Genomic DNA, 14,709 nt, shown 5'->3' with positions numbered 1-14,709 from the left:
CCCCAGCTTTTGGTGATCATCGCCCCGAGCGCCGCCGTCACCACCGTGCTCATGGCCGCGCCGATGACGACATAGAACCAGAGCTGCGGCGAGACGCTGATGAAGGTTGGCAGCGCGACGCCCACGAGAATGCCGTTGAAGCCGAACAGGCCGGAGGTGATCGAGTCCTCATCGCAATCGAGAAGCCGGGCAGTGAGCGTGGCGACGATGAGACCAACAAGCGCGCCGATCGTGGTCGACCAGTTGCCCCCGGCATAGCTCGCATAGGCGATCGCGACGATGAACAGCGCGCCGGTGAGCGCGTTCTCCATGAAGAACACCTGCCCCGCGCCGCGCAGGCATTGGGTTCCAAAATCTTTCCGCTTCTCCGTCATATCCGCACCCCCTTCTTGGCCCTTGATCAACGCCAGAGAAATTCCTCCGGCAGCGTTTTGCCGCGGGCTTCTTCCCTGACGACCTTCCAGAAATTCCTGACCTCCGCGCGCACGTCGTAGCTTTCGATCCCGACCACGCGCAGCATCAACCCGGCGCCGTTCGGAAGCGTCGAGAAACCGGAAATCGCGCGCGGCCGTTCGTCGCCGAAACTGACGTTCACCCGCTCCCGGATTCGCTCGGCAACAGCCGGCGGCGTGATGCACAGAATGTTGGCAAAGGCATCATAACCGCCCATCACCGCGGCAAAATCGATGGTCTCGTTACCCTTCTCGATCAGCACCTTCTCGGTGAACAGCTTGCGTCCGTCGGGCCGACGGGCATTGACGGTCATCGACAGGAGATCGAAGCCGAAACGCTCGCTTTCATGGTGATGCTTGCGGCCGGTCATCATCATCTCGCCATAGAGCAGCGTCGCGTCCTCATGGACCACGAGATCGGTGTCGTTGATGAAGCGCGAGTCCCGATAGGGAATGGTGAAGTCCGGCAGGAATTCGAGATAGGCGTCCTTTGCGAGCATCACCGTCTGGTGCTGCGAGGCGTAGTTGGCGTCCATCTGGTGGATGCGGTTCGCGCCCTGGGAGGTCACCTGGGCAGAGGCCCCCTCGCCCACCGAAATATCGATCGTGTAGCGATCGCCCTGCAATATGCCGCCGCCGATCGAGATGATCGAGCAGATCGGCAGTTCCGGCATTGCCTCGTCCCAGTAGAGCGCCTGCTGCACCAGAAGCGGCGTGACCCGGTAGAGATCGGACAGCACGGAGCGACCGCCCCGCATCGAGAAGCCGAGACGTAACGCCCCGATCTTTCCCGGTCCGGCCGCGCGCATCTGCTGAGGCTCGGTCCTGAAACCGTTCAGTTCCCGGTATTCGTCGATCCGGCGCAGACGTTCATGCAGGCTCATCAGATCACTCGGCGGCTTGGCCGGAGGCGGGCGTCACGTCGAACAGCGCCATATCCATGATCAGCTTCATCAGTTCGTCCACGCCCTCGCCGGTCTTGCAATTGGTGAACACGAACGGCTTCTTGCCGCGCATCAGCTTGGAATCGCGGTCCATGACGCCGAGATCGGCGCCGACATAAGGGGCGAGATCGGTCTTGTTGATCACGAGAATATCCGACTGGCAGACGCCGGCGCCGTTCTTGCGCGGGATCTTGTCGCCGGCGGCGACGTCGATGACATAGATGTAGAAATCGGCGAGCGCCGGGCTGAAGGTTAGCGTCAGGTTGTCGCCGCCCGATTCGATCAGGATGACGTCGCTGTCGGGATATTTCTCCTCCATCTCCTCGACCGCGGCGATGTTCATCGACGGATCCTCGCGCACCGCGGTATGCGGGCAGGCGCCGGTTTCCACGCCGACGATCTTTTCCTCGACCAGCACGCCCTTCAGCGTGCGCCGCACCTGCTTGGCGTCCTCGGTGGTGACGACGTCATTGGTGATGATCAGCGGCTTGACGCCAAGCTCGATCAGACGCGGGGTGATGGTTTCGATCACGGCCGTCTTGCCCGATCCGACCGGGCCACCGATGCCGATACGCGTGATTTTCTTCATTGTGCCAATCCTTTTTTCCGCCGGCCTTGTTTCGCCGGTCAGTTCATGAACAGCCGGACATGTGTTTTCGTGTGATGGGCGACGAGGACATCGAAGACCGGGGCAAAGCCGGACATTTCGTCGAGGTCCAGCCCGTGGACGCGCGCGTAATCGGCCTCGACGCGGCCCTGCACGGCAAACAGGATGCGCTGGGTATCCAAATGATCGATCCGCATCAGCCGTACCGCAGCACTCATGATCATGGCCGCCACGCCGTACTGATGGACCACGAAGGCCTGCCTCTCATCGGCGCCCATATGCGCCAGCGCCACCGCCTGGCCGACCGGAAAGCAGCCGGGCGTCGCACCGGCCTTGATATCGGCAAGCCAGCGTTCGAGAACGGGAAACGCGCTGATCTTCAGGGAAAGCTCCGCGAATTTCCGGCCCATGCGGGCGAGCATCATCTGCTGCTCTTCTCCCACGCGTCGGTTCCACAATTCACGGTCCGCCTCGAGCACGGCGTCATAGGCGCCGCGCCGCGCCGCACGATGGGTATGCAGAAAGGCGATGCCGTCCATGCCCGAGGCCTGTCGCACCACCGTCTCGACGAAGCGCTCCAGACTTTCCGCATCGGCGACGACCCCGGTCTGGATCGCCGATTCCAGCCCATTGGAAAAGGCGAACGCGCCAACGGGCAACGTCGAATCGGAAAACTGCAGAAGACGCGCAAGCAGGATCATGTCGTCTGCCGAGCGTGTCCTGCTGCTGTTCTCATCTGCCATGCCCCTGCCTCGCGATCAGTGATGGTGATGATGGTCGCCATGGCCGTGACCATGGTCATGATGATGATGCGGCGTCGCGTCGGCCCCGGCGAACAGCATGCGCACCTCGCGCGCATCGAGCTTGGCGGCGATTTCCTCGCCCGGCGCGAAGTGGCTCTTCACGCCCTCGAAGGCATGGGTCTTCATCACCGAGGCCATGACCTTCTGGTCGACGGAGAGCGGCACATAGACGGTGCTGCCCTTGATGACTGCCGGCCAGTGCTGGTTGCCGAGCCCGTGGCCCAGCTCGAAGCAGATCCGCAGGATTTCCTGCGGCGCCAGCGTTTCGAGCCCTTCGAGCTCGATCACCATGACCTCCTTCAGCGCGATGCGGGCAGCGATGATGGTGTTGCTGGCCTCGTCGTAATAAAGGACGTCGTCATTGTGGAGATGTTCCGAGCGCGGCAGCGAGATCGCGAGTTCGGTTCCGCCCTCGCTCGCCTTGCGCAGGCGGTTTTTCGGCGCTTCCCACTGTTCGAGCGCGAGGTAATCGACCGTCGCCTCGTGGGAGCGTTTGTGCCAGTCGGCATCCTTCAGGTTGCCAAGGATTTTTTCGACAAGAATCATGGTGTTCGCCGCATTCTGTGCGCCTTGAAAGAAGAGCCGAAATGCACCGGAGCCTGTCTGGCCCGCGATGCCGCCTTCCGGCTGAACGTCCCCGGCGTCGTTGTTGTTGGACGGGCCGGGCGAAGGTTTGCTTCGCCCGGCATCGCAATCAGCTGAAGAAGTGAAGCTGGTTCAGCGGGATCGTGGTCGCCGGCTCGACGGTCGCGTGCTTGCCGTTGACGGTCACCGCGAAGGTCTCCGGGTTGACCTCGATCTCCGGCAGGGCGCTGTTGCGCACCATCGAGCTCTTGCTGATCGTGCGCGTGCCATAGACCGGCACCACATGCGACTGGAGCTGGTAGCGGTCGACAATGCCGTCCTCATAGCCCGCCAGCGATGTGAAGGTCACGCGCGTCTTCGGCAGCGCCGAGCCGTAGGCGCCGAACATCGGACGGTAGAGAACCGGCTGCGGCGTCGGCAGCGAGGCGTTCGGATCGCCCATCAGCGCCCAGGAAATGAGGCCGCCCTTGATCACCATTTTCGGCTTGGCGCCGAAGAAGGCCGGCTCCCAGAGCACGAGGTCGGCCATCTTGCCGACTTCGACCGAGCCGATCACATGGCTGACGCCCTGGGCGATCGCCGGATTGATCGTGACCTTGGCGACGAAGCGCAAAACGCGCTCGTTGTCATTGCCCGACGTATCGCCATCATAGGCGCCCATCCGGTCCTTCATCAGATGCGCGGTCTGGATCGTGCGCGCCCAGTTCTCGCCGACGCGGCCCATGGCCTGGCTGTCACTGGAAAGGATCGAGATCGCGCCGAGATCGTGCAGCACGTTTTCAGCGGCGATGGTTTCCGGGCGGACGCGGCTTTCGGCGAAAGCGACGTCGGTCGGTATCTTGGGGCTGAGATTGTGGCAGATCATCGTCATGTCGAACAATTCGGCCTGCGAATTGATGCCGTAGGGCAGCGTCGGATTGGTCGAGCTCGGAATGACGTTGGACTGGCCGGCAACGCGGATGATGTCCGGCGCGTGACCGCCGCCCGCACCTTCCGTATGGTAGGTGTGGATGGTGCGGCCCTCGAAGGCGGCGATCGTGTTTTCGACGAAGCCGGCCTCGTTCAGCGTATCGGTGTGGATGCAGACCTGGACGTCGAACTCATCGGCGACGCGCAGCGAGGTGCGGATCGCTTCCGGCGTGCTGCCCCAGTCCTCGTGGATCTTCAGGCCCATGACGCCGGCGCGCAGTTGCTCCTCGATCGGCAGCCGCGCGGAGACATTGCCCTTGCCCAGCACGCCGGCATTGACCGGCCAGCCGTCGAAGGAGCGCAGCATCATCTCGACATTCCAGGTGCCGGGGGTGATGGTGGTGCCGTTGGTGCCGTCGGTCGGGCCGATGCCGCCGCCGAACAGCGTGGTGACGCCGTTGGAAAGCGCGGCTTCCGCCTGCTGGGGCGAGATGAAGTGGACGTGGGCATCGATACCGCCCGCCGTCAGGATCAGGTGCTCGCCGGAAATCGCGTCGGTGCCCGGTCCGAGCGCCAGCCCCGGCGTAACGCCCGACATGGTGGACGGGTTGCCGGCCTTGCCGATCGCGCAGATATTGCCGTTCTTGACGCCGACATCGGCCTTGATGACGCCCTGCACGGGGTCGAGGATGGTGACATTGGTGATCACGAGGTCCGGGGCGCCGGCGGCATTGGTGAGTTCGTTGTCGTAGCCCATGCCATCGCGCAACGTCTTGCCGCCGCCATAGACGGCTTCCTCGCCATAGACCCGGAGGTCCTTTTCGATCTCGATGTAGAGATCGGTATCGCCGAGGCGGATCTTGTCGCCGGTCGTCGGACCGTAGAGGTCGGAATACTGCTGTCTTGAAATCTTGGCCATTTCAGAAATCCTGTCGAATGAGGTTGTGCCGGGCGGTCACTTGGACGACTTGAAGCCGTAGCGTTCCGCGCGCTCCATCGCGTCGACCAGCCGCGGACGGCTGTCGTTGTAGCTCTCGTCGCCGACCCAGCCGTTGACGAGGCCGTTGAAGCCGAGCACCCGCTGCTTGCCCTGATAGGGAACAAGGGTGACCTCTTTCTCATCGCCCGGCTCGAAACGCAGGGCGGTGGTTGCAGGAATGTTCAGGCGCTTGCCGAACGCCTGTTCGCGGTCGAATTCCAGCGCGGCATTGACCTCGAAGAAGTGAAAATGCGAGCCGATCTGGATCGGCCTGTCGCCGGTGTTGCGCACCTTGAGCGTGGTCGTCGGATAGCCGGCATTGATCTCGATGTCGCCCTTGCCGAGGACCAGCCCGCCGACCGGGGTTTTCTTTTCATTCGCCATATTCAAGCCCTCACTGGATCGGATCGTGGATGGTGACGAGACGGCTGCCATCGGTGAAGACGGCCTCCACCTGCACGTAAGGGATCATGTCGACGACCCCCTCCATCACATCGTCGCGCGTGATTTCCTTGCGCGCGATTTCCATGACCTCCTCAACGGTCTTGCCGGCGCGCGCGCCGTTCAGCGCGGCCACGGAAATGAGCGAGACGGTTTCGGGATGGTTGAGCTTCAGGCCCTGATCCTTGCGCTGCTGCGCGACCTGCGCGAGCGTGTAGATCATCAGCTTGTCGATCTCTCGAGGCGTGAAATGCATATAGGTCTCCCCTGTCATAAAGGCTGGATGCGCACCAGCGTGATCTTCAGAAAAACGTCTTTGCCGACGATACCCGCCAAGGTAAATAACTGAAAAGTATCGACTTTATATCTTCCGCCCGGTTCCGGAGACGTTTCCAGAGTCCAGAAGCCGAGGAGGAGCCGCTTCGATCTGAAGTCCCGCTTTGTGAGAAGAAGGATATGAGTAAGATATTGCGCGATAAACTGTCAGGATTGACAGTTGTAAGGTCTTGAGAACGGAGGCATGCTTGATAATCTGTGGCCGGTATGTCGCTTTGCGAACGCGCCCGACGCGACCTCCACGGGCGACGCGGCCTGCGACCGCCAACCAAGTTTTCCACGCGTTAAAGCAGGTTCTCGACTGGAAATGCGCTTGATCGATTTTGGCGGAAAAGGTCGAAGCGCAGCCATAATGGCGCTGGCCATTATCGCGCCTTGGGTTGCGGGCATGGCCGCGGGCGAAACCGCGCACGGCATGGTTGCCTCTTTCGGGGCCTATCTGCTGGGCGTCTCGTTTCCCCGCCTTCCGCCCTCCGGCCGCGTTCCGCTGTTGCTCGTCTCCGCCATCGCCATCAGCCTCTTCGCAACACTGGGCGCGTCCGTTTCGCTGGGATCCGGCCTGTTTTTCGCCGGCGCGGTGATCGCGGCGCTGGCGCAATGCCTCGGCGAATTGAAAGGCGGTTATCTTCGCCTGCCGATCGCCCTTGGCGCGCTTGCCTATTTTCTCTCGGTCGGTCAGGTGCCGGCCGCAGGGATTCCCGCCTATGGCCTGAGCTTTCTCGCCGGAACGCTCTGGGCAGGCATTTTCGTCAGCCTCGCCATTCCCTTGGCCGTCTCCCCGCCCGAAAGCGGAAGGATCGCCCTTGCGACGGATCCCGGCCAGCGGCGGTTTGCCGCCGGCATGGTCGGCGTTGCGCTTGCGGGAAGCGGTATCGCCTGCTTCCTGCCCGGCTCCCATCCGTGCTGGCTTCCGGCGGCCGGCCTCAGGGTGATGAAGCCGACGCGGCAGCAGACGCTCTACCGGATGAAGGCACGAGGCCTCGGCACCACGCTCGGCGCGGCAGCCGGCGGGCTGATCCTCGGCCTGTCTCCCATCCCGTGGCTCCATGCCGCGCTTGTGGGCGGGCTCGTTTTCACGATGCTGATGATCGGCGCCAAGAAATATGCGCCGTGGTCGTTCTGCCTGACCGCGATCGCGCTGGCCTTCAATCTGCAGGCCGATGGCAGCGTTCTCGAGATCACCGCGAACCGGGTTCTGCTGACCATCGGCGGGATCGCCCTCGCCGCCCTGATATTGCCGCTGCTGGCAAACGCCAGAAAATCCTGAACCGACCCGCAGAAACGGTCAGGCGCCCTTGCCGTCCGCCTCATTGTCCTCCACCGGTATCAGCACCAGTTTGCCGTGGAGCACATGACGCTCGGTGATCACGTGGTCGGCGAGGTGCTTCACCATGCGCGGCTCGCCCCGGAGGATCGAGACCTCCAGACAACGATCATGGTCGAGATGAACATGGGTGCTGACGATCGAGAGGTCGTGATCGTGGTGGAAGGTGTTTGTCAGCCGGCGCGCCAGATCGCGTGCCTCGTGGTCATAGACATAGCTCAACACGCCAATGCATTCTTCCACCGCGCCGCTGTCGACGAGGGTCTGCTGCATGCCGGCGCGCGTCAGGTCGCGGATCGCCTCCGATCGGTTCTGGTAGCCGCGTTCACGGACGACCTTGTCCAACTCGTCCATCAGATTGTCGTCGAGGGTTACGGTGACGCGCTGCATGGCTCGGTTCCTTCATTGCTCCACCACCCCTTGATAGCCGCCTTCTCATCGTTCGCCAACCGGGCAGAGAGGATCAAAGCGTGACGAGGCGGCCGGACAGGCGGGCGAGCAGCGGACGGTCGTGGCTGATGACCAGCATGCCGAGATTGCGCTTGCGCACCGCGCCGATGAGGGCGTCCCAGATCTGGGCCTGGGTCAAGGGATCGAGCGGCGCGGAGATCTCGTCGGCCACGAGGTATCTTGTGCGCGGACCGAGCGCGCGCAGCACCGCGATGCGCTGCAGTTCCCCGCCCGAGATCTCGTGCGGAAAGCGGTCGTACCAACTCTTCGAAACGCCGAGCGCCTGCCGGGTCTCCTCATCGGGCGACCAGCCCTCGGCAATGATCCGTCCCACCGTCCAGCGCGGATCGACGGCGAAGATCGGCGACTGGTGGAGATACTGCACCGTGTTATAGCCCTTCGCATGGGCCTTGCCATCGACCAGCACCTCGCCGGAGGCCGGCCTGTGGTAGCCGGCGAGAAGCCGCCCCAGCGTCGACTTGCCGGCGCCCGACCGGCCGGTGAGGCCGACGATCTCGCCCGGGCGGATGGAAATATCGACCCCGTCGACCACCGGCGCGCGCACGCCGTACCCGAACCGAACGCGTCTCGCCTCAAGCATGGTCGCCACCCCGAAACTCGTTCTGCGGCAGGGCCCGCCACAGCACGCGGGCATAGGCCGTGCGCAGCCCGCCGCCGCCGCCCGAAAAACCGGCGGCATCCTCCTCGCCCTCGAGCCGGCCATCGCGAATCAGGCAGACCCGATCGGCATAGGCAAGCGCGGAGGCGAGCGAATGCGTGACCAGCAGAACCCCTTTGCCATCGCCGGCAAGCTTGCGTAGCCGCGCCAGCACGATATCGGCATTGTCGTCGTCGAGGCCGCTGGTGGGCTCGTCGGCGACGATCAGGTCCGGATCGCCGATGGTCGCGATCGCCATCAGCATGCGCCGCGCCATGCCGCCGGAAAGCTGGTGCGGAAAGGCGTTGCCCGCCTCCGCGCCGAGCCCGAACTGCGCGAGAGTCGCGGCAAGGCGGGCATCATCCGCCGGCGCACCCGCCCGCCGCGCCGCCCAGCGAAGCTGGCTGATGCAGCGCGCCATCGGATCGAGATGACTCACCGATTGCGGCATCAGCGCCATGCGTCGCCCCAGCAGGGCCGGTCGGCTCCGCTCATCGACCACCCGGCCTTCGAAGCGGATCGCGCCTGTTGTGCAGGCATTGAGCGGCAGCACACCGAACAGCGCATGGGCGATCAGGCTCTTGCCGCCGCCGGAAGCGCCGATCAGGGCAACCACCTCGCCGCGCCGCACCGAAAAGCCGATGCCGCTGACGACCGGCACCTCCCGCATCGAAAGCAGGCCGCTGTAGCGGCGAAAGCCGATGCCGAAATCGTGGAAGGAAAGAAGCGTCATGTCTCTGCCGTCCTTGGATCGAGGATCAGACGAAGGCCGTTGCCCACGGCATCGAAGCAGAGCACCAGCGCCAGCAGGCAGAGGCCGGGAAACAGGCCCAGCCACCATTTTCCGGCGGTCAGGTAGCGCATCGAATCCGCCAGCATCACGCCGATCGCCGGTCGCGTGGGATCAAGGCCGAACCCGAGGAAGGTCAGGCTCGCCTCGTGCAGGATCGCATGCGGAAACATCAGCACCAGGCCGACCAGCATCTGCGGCAGCAGATGCGGCAGGATGTGGCCAAATGCAATCGACGCCCAGGACCTGCCGAAATGGCGGGCCGCGACGACATAGGGCGCCTGCCGGATCTGCAGCACTTCGGCGCGCAATATCCGCGTCAGGCGCGGCCAGTGGGTGAGCGCGACCGCGAGCGTCACGGCAACCGGTCCGCCGCCGAGTGCAAAGCAGATCAGGATCAGCAGCACCAGATGCGGCAGGCCGATGGCGGCGTCCACCAGAAGCGACACCAGCCGGTCAACCCACTTGCCGCCGACGATGGAGACGATCGCCAGAACCGTGGCGATCAGCACCGAACAGGTCGAGGCCACAAGCCCGACCCAGAGGCTGGTGTTGAGGCCCTTCAAGGTGCGCGCCAACATGTCGTGGCCCATCTGGTCGGTTCCGAACCAGTGCTGCCAGCCCGGCGGAGACAGCCGGGCGGCGAAATCGGGGGCGACGCCCGCCGATCCCGCCATCAGCACGGCAAGGGGAACGAACAGGATCAGCGCCAGGCCGAGCGAAGCGACCGACAGCGTCCAGACCCTGTTGCCCATGCGCGGCAGGATCATCGGTTCCTGCACCGGCACGTGGAGGGTTTCAGCCATGCGCGCCTCCCGCCGTGAATTCCGCTTCCCGTATCCGCGGATCGACGAGATGATAGAGCATGTCGGCGATCATGTTGCCGATCGACACGAACAAAGTGAGGAACAGGGTAATGGCGAGCAGCAGCGGCACGTCGCCCCGCACGCCTGCGGCCACAGCAGCCTGACCGAGACCCGGATAGGCGAAGACCTGTTCAGCCAGGATCGAGCCGCCAAACAGTTCTCCAAGCGAGGCGAACAGGATGGTGATCGCCGGCAGCGCCGCGTTGCGCACCCCGTGCCGGAGCACGACGTCCCATTTGCCGGCGCCCTGGGCGCGGGCGTAAAGGGCGGCGTCAAGCTGCAGGATCTCGGCGATCTTGGCCCGCGTATGCAGCGCGACCTGCGCCACGCCGAGCAAAGTGAGGGCGGCGAGCGGCAGGGCGAGATGCTGCAGCCGCTCGGCGAAGGTGACATCGGCGGGCACGACGCCGAGCGGTCCGGCGCAACAGACCGGCGCCCAGCCGAGCTGGACAGAGAATACGATCAAGAGCAGGATCGCGATCCAGAAGGTCGGTGCGGAGGAAAGGAAATAGGCGTAGAGCCGGATCAACCGGTCGGCCCAGGAACCCGAATTCGCGCCCGCGACAACGCCAAGCACAAAACCGAAAATGCCCGAGAACAGCCATGCCAGACCCACAAGCGGCAGAGAGGTCCAGAACCGCGCGGCAATCACCTCGGAAACCGGTGCATTGTAGATCATCGAATAGCCGAGATCGCCGTGCAACAGGTTGCGCACCCACAGCGTGAACTGCGCCAAGGGCGGCTGGTCGAGCCCCCAGCGCGCCGCGATCAGGGCGCGCTGTTCCGGCCCCACCCGGGCGATATCGATGCCGAGATAGGCATTGACCGGATCGACCGGGGAGATTTTGGCGAGCGCGAAGGCGACGACGGCCACGAGAAGAAGCACGGCCGCAAGCCGCGCGACGCGCGTGGCCACCAACCTTGGGACGGAGCTCAAGCCAGGATTACTCACACGTCCATTTCCATTGTTCGATCATCGCGGTGATCGGCCATCCGTGGCCGTGCGGCTCCACCTGGGTGTCGCCGATATCTAGGCAGTCGGTGGCGAAATAGACGTGATCGAGATTGACCAGCCAGGCCCAACCGGCAAGACCGCGCGCGGAAAAGCCCGTCTGCCCGTCCCATTCCGCCGCCTGCCAGTCGGGATAGGACGCCTCGAGGCTTGCCGATTGCTGGGCATCGGCGAAATGGGCGTCGACGGTTTCGTCGGAAAAATAGCCGGGATTGTAGAATTCGATGCCGCCCCAGGCGGAATTATAGAGGCTGTAGACCTCGAGCGGACTATGGCTGCCCCAGCCGAACATGACCGGTTGCTGGTGGTCGACGCGGCCGATCTGCTCCCAGGTCGCACCCATCGGCCGGGCGGCGATCCCGAGCGATTTCAACTGTTCCGCCGTGACGACGGCAAGCGCCTGGCGCACCGAATCGGAGGCCGGATAATAGATGTCGAACGCGGCCTTCACGCCGTCGCGAACGCGGATGCCGTCATCGCCGACAGCCCACCCCGCCTCGTCCAGCAAAGCGCGCGCGCCATCCGGATCATGGGCGACGGCTGCATCGGGATTGGACCAGGGCAGTCCGTCCGCCGGTCCATAGGCCGGGCGGCCATAGCCGTTCAGCGCCACCTCGACAAGTTGCTCCCGATCGACGCCGAGATTGACGGCGCGACGGATGGCGAGATCGGACGTCACGTCGTTGCCCACCGTCTCGCCGTTCACCGCGCCGGGCGCGGTCATGGGAAAGGAAAGGCCGCGATTGTCGACGGAGGGCACGATGACCTTGCGGAACCCGTCAATGTCGTCATCCGCCATCAGTGCCGGCACGGAGATCATATCGACCTGACCGGTGCGGGCCGCGGCCAGACTGGTGTCCTCGCCCGAGAACACGAAGGTCAGACGTTCGAATTCCGGCTTCCGGCCATAATAATCCGGATTGGCCTCGACGATGAGCTGCTCCCCTTCCGTCCAGGAGACCATCTTGAAAGGGCCGGAGCCGACCGGGTTGCGGGCATAGCCGGGCCCATAGCTGTCCGACGGCACAATGCCGAGCGAGTAGAAGTTCTCCGAAAATGTCACCCAGGGGCGCTTCAGGCGGATTTCCACCGTCAGGTCGTCGATCGCCTCGGCGCTGTCCATCACCGTCAGGTCGAGCACGCCGCCGGCTTTGGCCGCCTCGTTGAAGGTGAAGGCCACGTCCTCGGCCGAAAGCGGCGTGCCGTCGCTGAAGGTCACGCCCGGCCGCAGCGTGACGGTCCAGACCAGCCTGTCGTCGGAAAGCGACCGCGCGCTGGCGAGGTCGGGAACGGTTTCAAGCGCCGCATCGCGCTTCAGCAGGGTCGACTGAAACAGCGGATGGCCATAGCGCCCCCAGCCCAGCAGCGGATCGTAGCCGGTATCCGGCTCGCCGCCGATGGCAAGGATAAGCTCGGATTTGGCGGCGGCGGGGACCGCTGCGGCGAGCACACCCGATACGATCAACACACCTGCACCGAAAATTTTCATGAAACGCCCCCTGGTTCAATGAGTAAGCAGTTTAGTACGAACGAGTATGACGTCAAGACGAAAACATCATACTTTTCTGAAGACCAAGAGAGCGTTTGATGATGAAAATCGGCGACCGAAGTCCGACGTTGCGGACGCAAAAGCCAATTGAAAGCCGGCCAGCCTGACCGGCTTCCACAGTTAAATGATAGCGCGCAGAAGAGGGAACTGTCAGAACGGACAGTTGCGCGGATACAACCGGAGACACGGCAACTCACATGGTCGCAAACCTTTCCACGCGAATAAACGCCGGCATGCGTCCACTTCATTCAAGCCCCTGAGCGCCTTTGTTTTTTTTGCTCAAACGCATATTCTAGTCGTGGCGCCCTGTGGCGGCGAGACAGGAGACGGACCGATCGCGAGCACCGACTGTCAGAATTGACAGTCATCAATTTTCAACATTAGGATGCACTAATGTATAGAGAGTTTTGGGGGACACCATGCTAAAGCCGCTATCCAACGATGTCACCAGAATCGCTTTCGCCCAAAGCCTTCCGGAGGTCAAGAGCGCCTTCACACAGAGTGTGAACAGGCTGGGTTTCGTCGGCTACAACATCAGCATCAACAGATCGACCGTCTCCGAGTTCATGGAGAAGCCGACGCTGAGCACCTTCACGACGAAAGAGCTGGACACCTATGTCAACGACAGGTGGGCCGGGCGCGATCCGCTGATGGCGCATCTGGAGTTCAACAAGACACCGCTGCTGTGGCACCAGAAGAACTGGGATATGCCCGGACAAGAGGAATACTATGATTATGTCCGTTTCCAGGGCATCATGGGCGGGCTGACGCTGTCGCTGCCGGCGCTCAACGGAAAGGCCAGTGCAATTACGCTTCTGTCCATCGACCCGACGCCGCAATCGCCTGACGTGATACCGGAGGTCACGATCCTGTCGAGCGTGGCAGTGGCGCGCCTGGCCGCGTTCAAGGAAGGCCAGTTCACCGAATATGATCTCCGCCGTTTCAAATTGCTGTCGGACCTTCAGGTGGAAATCCTGAGCTGGATGGCCAAAGGCAAGACCAACGGCGAAATCTCAAGCATCGTAGGGCGCACCGAACGCGCGATCGCCTACCATGTGAGCGAGATTCTCACCAAGCTCGACGTCACCTCGCGGGCCCAGGCGGCGGCCTTCTATGCCGCGATGGGGTTCAGCGATTGACCGGACCGACAGCGCCGCACCTCAAGGGCGCGACGGTCGCTCTGCTTACTCAGTGATGGAAGCCGGAGGCTTCTTCCTCGGAGACCGACCTGGTGATCGGATGGGATTTGAAATAGTCGACCGACGCCTTGATATCGCGGATCAGCAGCGAGCAGAGATCGATGCTGACGCCGTTGCGCACCAGAATGCGTTGGACCGCCTGATCCTCGCAATTGGCCGGAAGCGTGTAGGCCGGCACCTGCCAGCCGCGCGAGCGCAGCCTGTCGGCAAGGTCGAACAGCGTGTATTCGGTCTTCACCCCTTCCTTGAGCTTCCATGACACCGCCGGAATGCCGCGCTTCATGTCGCCGTCGAACACGATATCGACAAGCCCGGTCTTTTCCAGCTCGTCGGCGAGATAGGCGGCGCTGCGATAGCAGGCCTCATGCACCTTGCGGTAACCGTCGCGGCCGAGGCGAAGGAAATTATAGTACTGGCAGACGACCTGGCCGCCGGGACGCGAGAAGTTGAGCGTGATGTCGCGCATGTTGCCGCCGAGGTAGTTGACCCAGAAGATCATCTCCTCGGGCAGGTCCTGTTCCTCCCGCCACACCACCCAGCCCACGCCAAGCGGCGCAAGGCCGAACTTGTGGCCGGAGGCATTGATCGATTTCACCCGCGGCAAACGGAAATCCCATTCGAGCTCCGGCGCGCAGAAGGGCGCGAGGAAGCCGCCGCTGGCGCCATCGACATGGATCGGGATATCCAGCCCGGTGCGCGCCTGCAGGTCATCGAGAGCGTCCGCGACGGCCTTCACCGGCTCGTATTCGCCGGTAAAGGTGACGCCGAGGGTCGGCACCACGCCGATCGTGTTCTCGTCGCAGAG

At 63.4% G+C, this 14,709-nt stretch carries 17 protein-coding genes; 2 read left to right on the top strand and 15 right to left on the bottom strand.

What is annotated here, in order from left to right; translation table 11 throughout:
• The 8 genes from B4E36_RS07800 to B4E36_RS07765 form a co-directional block, all read right to left on the bottom strand.
• On the bottom strand, window positions 1-374 hold a 374-nt coding region (locus B4E36_RS07800), incomplete at its 3' end, for an urea transporter (protein ID WP_345900202.1).
• 26 nt (window positions 375-400) lie between these two features.
• Window positions 401-1,336 carry an urease accessory protein UreD gene (locus tag B4E36_RS07795; RefSeq protein ID WP_292052502.1) on the bottom strand — a complete coding sequence of 312 codons (936 nt, stop codon included), beginning with the start codon at window positions 1,334-1,336 and terminating at the stop codon, window positions 401-403.
• A gap of 4 nt (window positions 1,337-1,340) precedes the next feature.
• Window positions 1,341-1,985: an urease accessory protein UreG gene (gene ureG / locus B4E36_RS07790; RefSeq protein WP_018062731.1), complete on the bottom strand. Its 645-nt coding sequence runs from the start codon at window positions 1,983-1,985 to the stop codon at window positions 1,341-1,343.
• A gap of 38 nt (window positions 1,986-2,023) precedes the next feature.
• The gene (locus B4E36_RS07785; protein WP_292052505.1) at window positions 2,024-2,746 is read right to left on the bottom strand and encodes an urease accessory protein UreF; all 723 of its coding nucleotides are present in this window, start codon (window positions 2,744-2,746) and stop codon (window positions 2,024-2,026) included.
• A 15-nt stretch (window positions 2,747-2,761) separates the two neighbouring features.
• Complete coding sequence (gene ureE / locus B4E36_RS07780; RefSeq protein WP_292052507.1) at window positions 2,762-3,352, bottom strand: urease accessory protein UreE; 591 nt, start codon at window positions 3,350-3,352, stop codon at window positions 2,762-2,764.
• A 148-nt stretch (window positions 3,353-3,500) separates the two neighbouring features.
• Window positions 3,501-5,219, bottom strand: a complete 1,719-nt coding sequence (locus B4E36_RS07775) for an urease subunit alpha (RefSeq protein WP_230719344.1) — start codon at window positions 5,217-5,219, stop codon at window positions 3,501-3,503.
• A 36-nt stretch (window positions 5,220-5,255) separates the two neighbouring features.
• Entirely contained in the window at window positions 5,256-5,663 is a 408-nt protein-coding gene (locus tag B4E36_RS07770) for an urease subunit beta (RefSeq protein WP_018062735.1), read from the bottom strand.
• Window positions 5,664-5,673: 10 nt separating this feature from the next.
• On the bottom strand, window positions 5,674-5,976 hold the full coding sequence (locus B4E36_RS07765) for an urease subunit gamma (protein ID WP_026173120.1): 303 nt from the start codon (window positions 5,974-5,976) through the stop codon (window positions 5,674-5,676).
• A 432-nt stretch (window positions 5,977-6,408) separates the two neighbouring features.
• On the opposite strand from B4E36_RS07765, the gene B4E36_RS07760 reads away from it, so the two are divergent.
• Entirely contained in the window at window positions 6,409-7,323 is a 915-nt protein-coding gene (locus B4E36_RS07760) for an FUSC family protein (protein ID WP_345900201.1), read from the top strand.
• An 18-nt stretch (window positions 7,324-7,341) separates the two neighbouring features.
• Here B4E36_RS07760 and nikR read toward each other — a convergent pair whose 3' ends face one another.
• The 6 genes from nikR to B4E36_RS07730 all read right to left on the bottom strand — a co-directional run bounded on the left by nikR (window position 7,342) and on the right by B4E36_RS07730 (window position 12,645).
• A complete protein-coding gene (gene nikR, locus B4E36_RS07755; protein WP_292052514.1) occupies window positions 7,342-7,770 on the bottom strand; it encodes a nickel-responsive transcriptional regulator NikR in 429 nt (142 codons plus the stop codon).
• Between the two features lie 73 nt (window positions 7,771-7,843).
• The gene (locus B4E36_RS07750; protein WP_292052517.1) at window positions 7,844-8,431 is read right to left on the bottom strand and encodes an ABC transporter ATP-binding protein; all 588 of its coding nucleotides are present in this window, start codon (window positions 8,429-8,431) and stop codon (window positions 7,844-7,846) included.
• On the bottom strand, window positions 8,424-9,221 hold the full coding sequence (locus B4E36_RS07745; RefSeq protein WP_292052519.1) for an ATP-binding cassette domain-containing protein: 798 nt from the start codon (window positions 9,219-9,221) through the stop codon (window positions 8,424-8,426). The genes B4E36_RS07750 and B4E36_RS07745 overlap by 8 nt, the downstream gene beginning before the upstream one ends.
• Complete coding sequence (locus tag B4E36_RS07740) at window positions 9,218-10,084, bottom strand: ABC transporter permease (protein ID WP_292052521.1); 867 nt, start codon at window positions 10,082-10,084, stop codon at window positions 9,218-9,220. The genes B4E36_RS07745 and B4E36_RS07740 overlap by 4 nt, the downstream gene beginning before the upstream one ends.
• The gene (locus tag B4E36_RS07735; RefSeq protein ID WP_292052524.1) at window positions 10,077-11,081 is read right to left on the bottom strand and encodes an ABC transporter permease; all 1,005 of its coding nucleotides are present in this window, start codon (window positions 11,079-11,081) and stop codon (window positions 10,077-10,079) included. Before B4E36_RS07735 ends, B4E36_RS07740 begins: the two co-directional genes overlap by 8 nt.
• Window positions 11,082-11,088: 7 nt before the next feature.
• The gene (locus tag B4E36_RS07730; RefSeq protein WP_292052527.1) at window positions 11,089-12,645 is read right to left on the bottom strand and encodes an ABC transporter substrate-binding protein; all 1,557 of its coding nucleotides are present in this window, start codon (window positions 12,643-12,645) and stop codon (window positions 11,089-11,091) included.
• Window positions 12,646-13,124: 479 nt separating this feature from the next.
• Here B4E36_RS07730 and B4E36_RS07725 point away from each other — a divergent pair, with 479 nt between their 5' ends.
• Window positions 13,125-13,844 carry a LuxR C-terminal-related transcriptional regulator gene (locus B4E36_RS07725; RefSeq protein WP_292052529.1) on the top strand — a complete coding sequence of 240 codons (720 nt, stop codon included), beginning with the start codon at window positions 13,125-13,127 and terminating at the stop codon, window positions 13,842-13,844.
• 49 nt (window positions 13,845-13,893) lie between these two features.
• Here B4E36_RS07725 and B4E36_RS07720 read toward each other — a convergent pair.
• On the bottom strand, window positions 13,894-14,709 hold an 816-nt coding region (locus tag B4E36_RS07720; protein ID WP_345900200.1), incomplete at its 5' end, for a pyridoxal-dependent decarboxylase.

Origin of the sequence: Martelella sp. UBA3392 (assembly GCF_002358775.1) — a bacterium.
Classification (GTDB): Bacteria; Pseudomonadota; Alphaproteobacteria; order Rhizobiales; family Rhizobiaceae; genus Martelella; species Martelella mediterranea.
Note: the sequence above shows the minus strand (reverse complement) of the source record. Positions and strands in the feature narration are given on the sequence as shown.

Excerpts from the sequence above, each read along its gene's own strand:
- B4E36_RS07760 (WP_345900201.1), top strand. The coding sequence starts at position 6,409 with ATGGCGCTGGCCATTATCGCGCCTTGGGTTGCGGGCATGGCCGCGGGC.
- B4E36_RS07795 (WP_292052502.1), bottom strand. The coding sequence starts at position 1,336 with ATGAGCCTGCATGAACGTCTGCGCCGGATCGACGAATACCGGGAACTG.
- B4E36_RS07750 (WP_292052517.1), bottom strand. The coding sequence starts at position 8,431 with ATGCTTGAGGCGAGACGCGTTCGGTTCGGGTACGGCGTGCGCGCGCCG.
- B4E36_RS07775 (WP_230719344.1), bottom strand. The coding sequence starts at position 5,219 with ATGGCCAAGATTTCAAGACAGCAGTATTCCGACCTCTACGGTCCGACG.
- B4E36_RS07770 (WP_018062735.1), bottom strand. The coding sequence starts at position 5,663 with ATGGCGAATGAAAAGAAAACCCCGGTCGGCGGGCTGGTCCTCGGCAAG.
- B4E36_RS07725 (WP_292052529.1), top strand. The coding sequence starts at position 13,125 with ATGCTAAAGCCGCTATCCAACGATGTCACCAGAATCGCTTTCGCCCAA.
- B4E36_RS07765 (WP_026173120.1), bottom strand. The coding sequence starts at position 5,976 with ATGCATTTCACGCCTCGAGAGATCGACAAGCTGATGATCTACACGCTC.
- B4E36_RS07740 (WP_292052521.1), bottom strand. The coding sequence starts at position 10,084 with ATGGCTGAAACCCTCCACGTGCCGGTGCAGGAACCGATGATCCTGCCG.
- B4E36_RS07745 (WP_292052519.1), bottom strand. The coding sequence starts at position 9,221 with ATGACGCTTCTTTCCTTCCACGATTTCGGCATCGGCTTTCGCCGCTAC.
- ureG (WP_018062731.1), bottom strand. The coding sequence starts at position 1,985 with ATGAAGAAAATCACGCGTATCGGCATCGGTGGCCCGGTCGGATCGGGC.
- nikR (WP_292052514.1), bottom strand. The coding sequence starts at position 7,770 with ATGCAGCGCGTCACCGTAACCCTCGACGACAATCTGATGGACGAGTTG.
- ureE (WP_292052507.1), bottom strand. The coding sequence starts at position 3,352 with ATGATTCTTGTCGAAAAAATCCTTGGCAACCTGAAGGATGCCGACTGG.
- B4E36_RS07785 (WP_292052505.1), bottom strand. The coding sequence starts at position 2,746 with ATGGCAGATGAGAACAGCAGCAGGACACGCTCGGCAGACGACATGATC.
- B4E36_RS07730 (WP_292052527.1), bottom strand. The coding sequence starts at position 12,645 with ATGAAAATTTTCGGTGCAGGTGTGTTGATCGTATCGGGTGTGCTCGCC.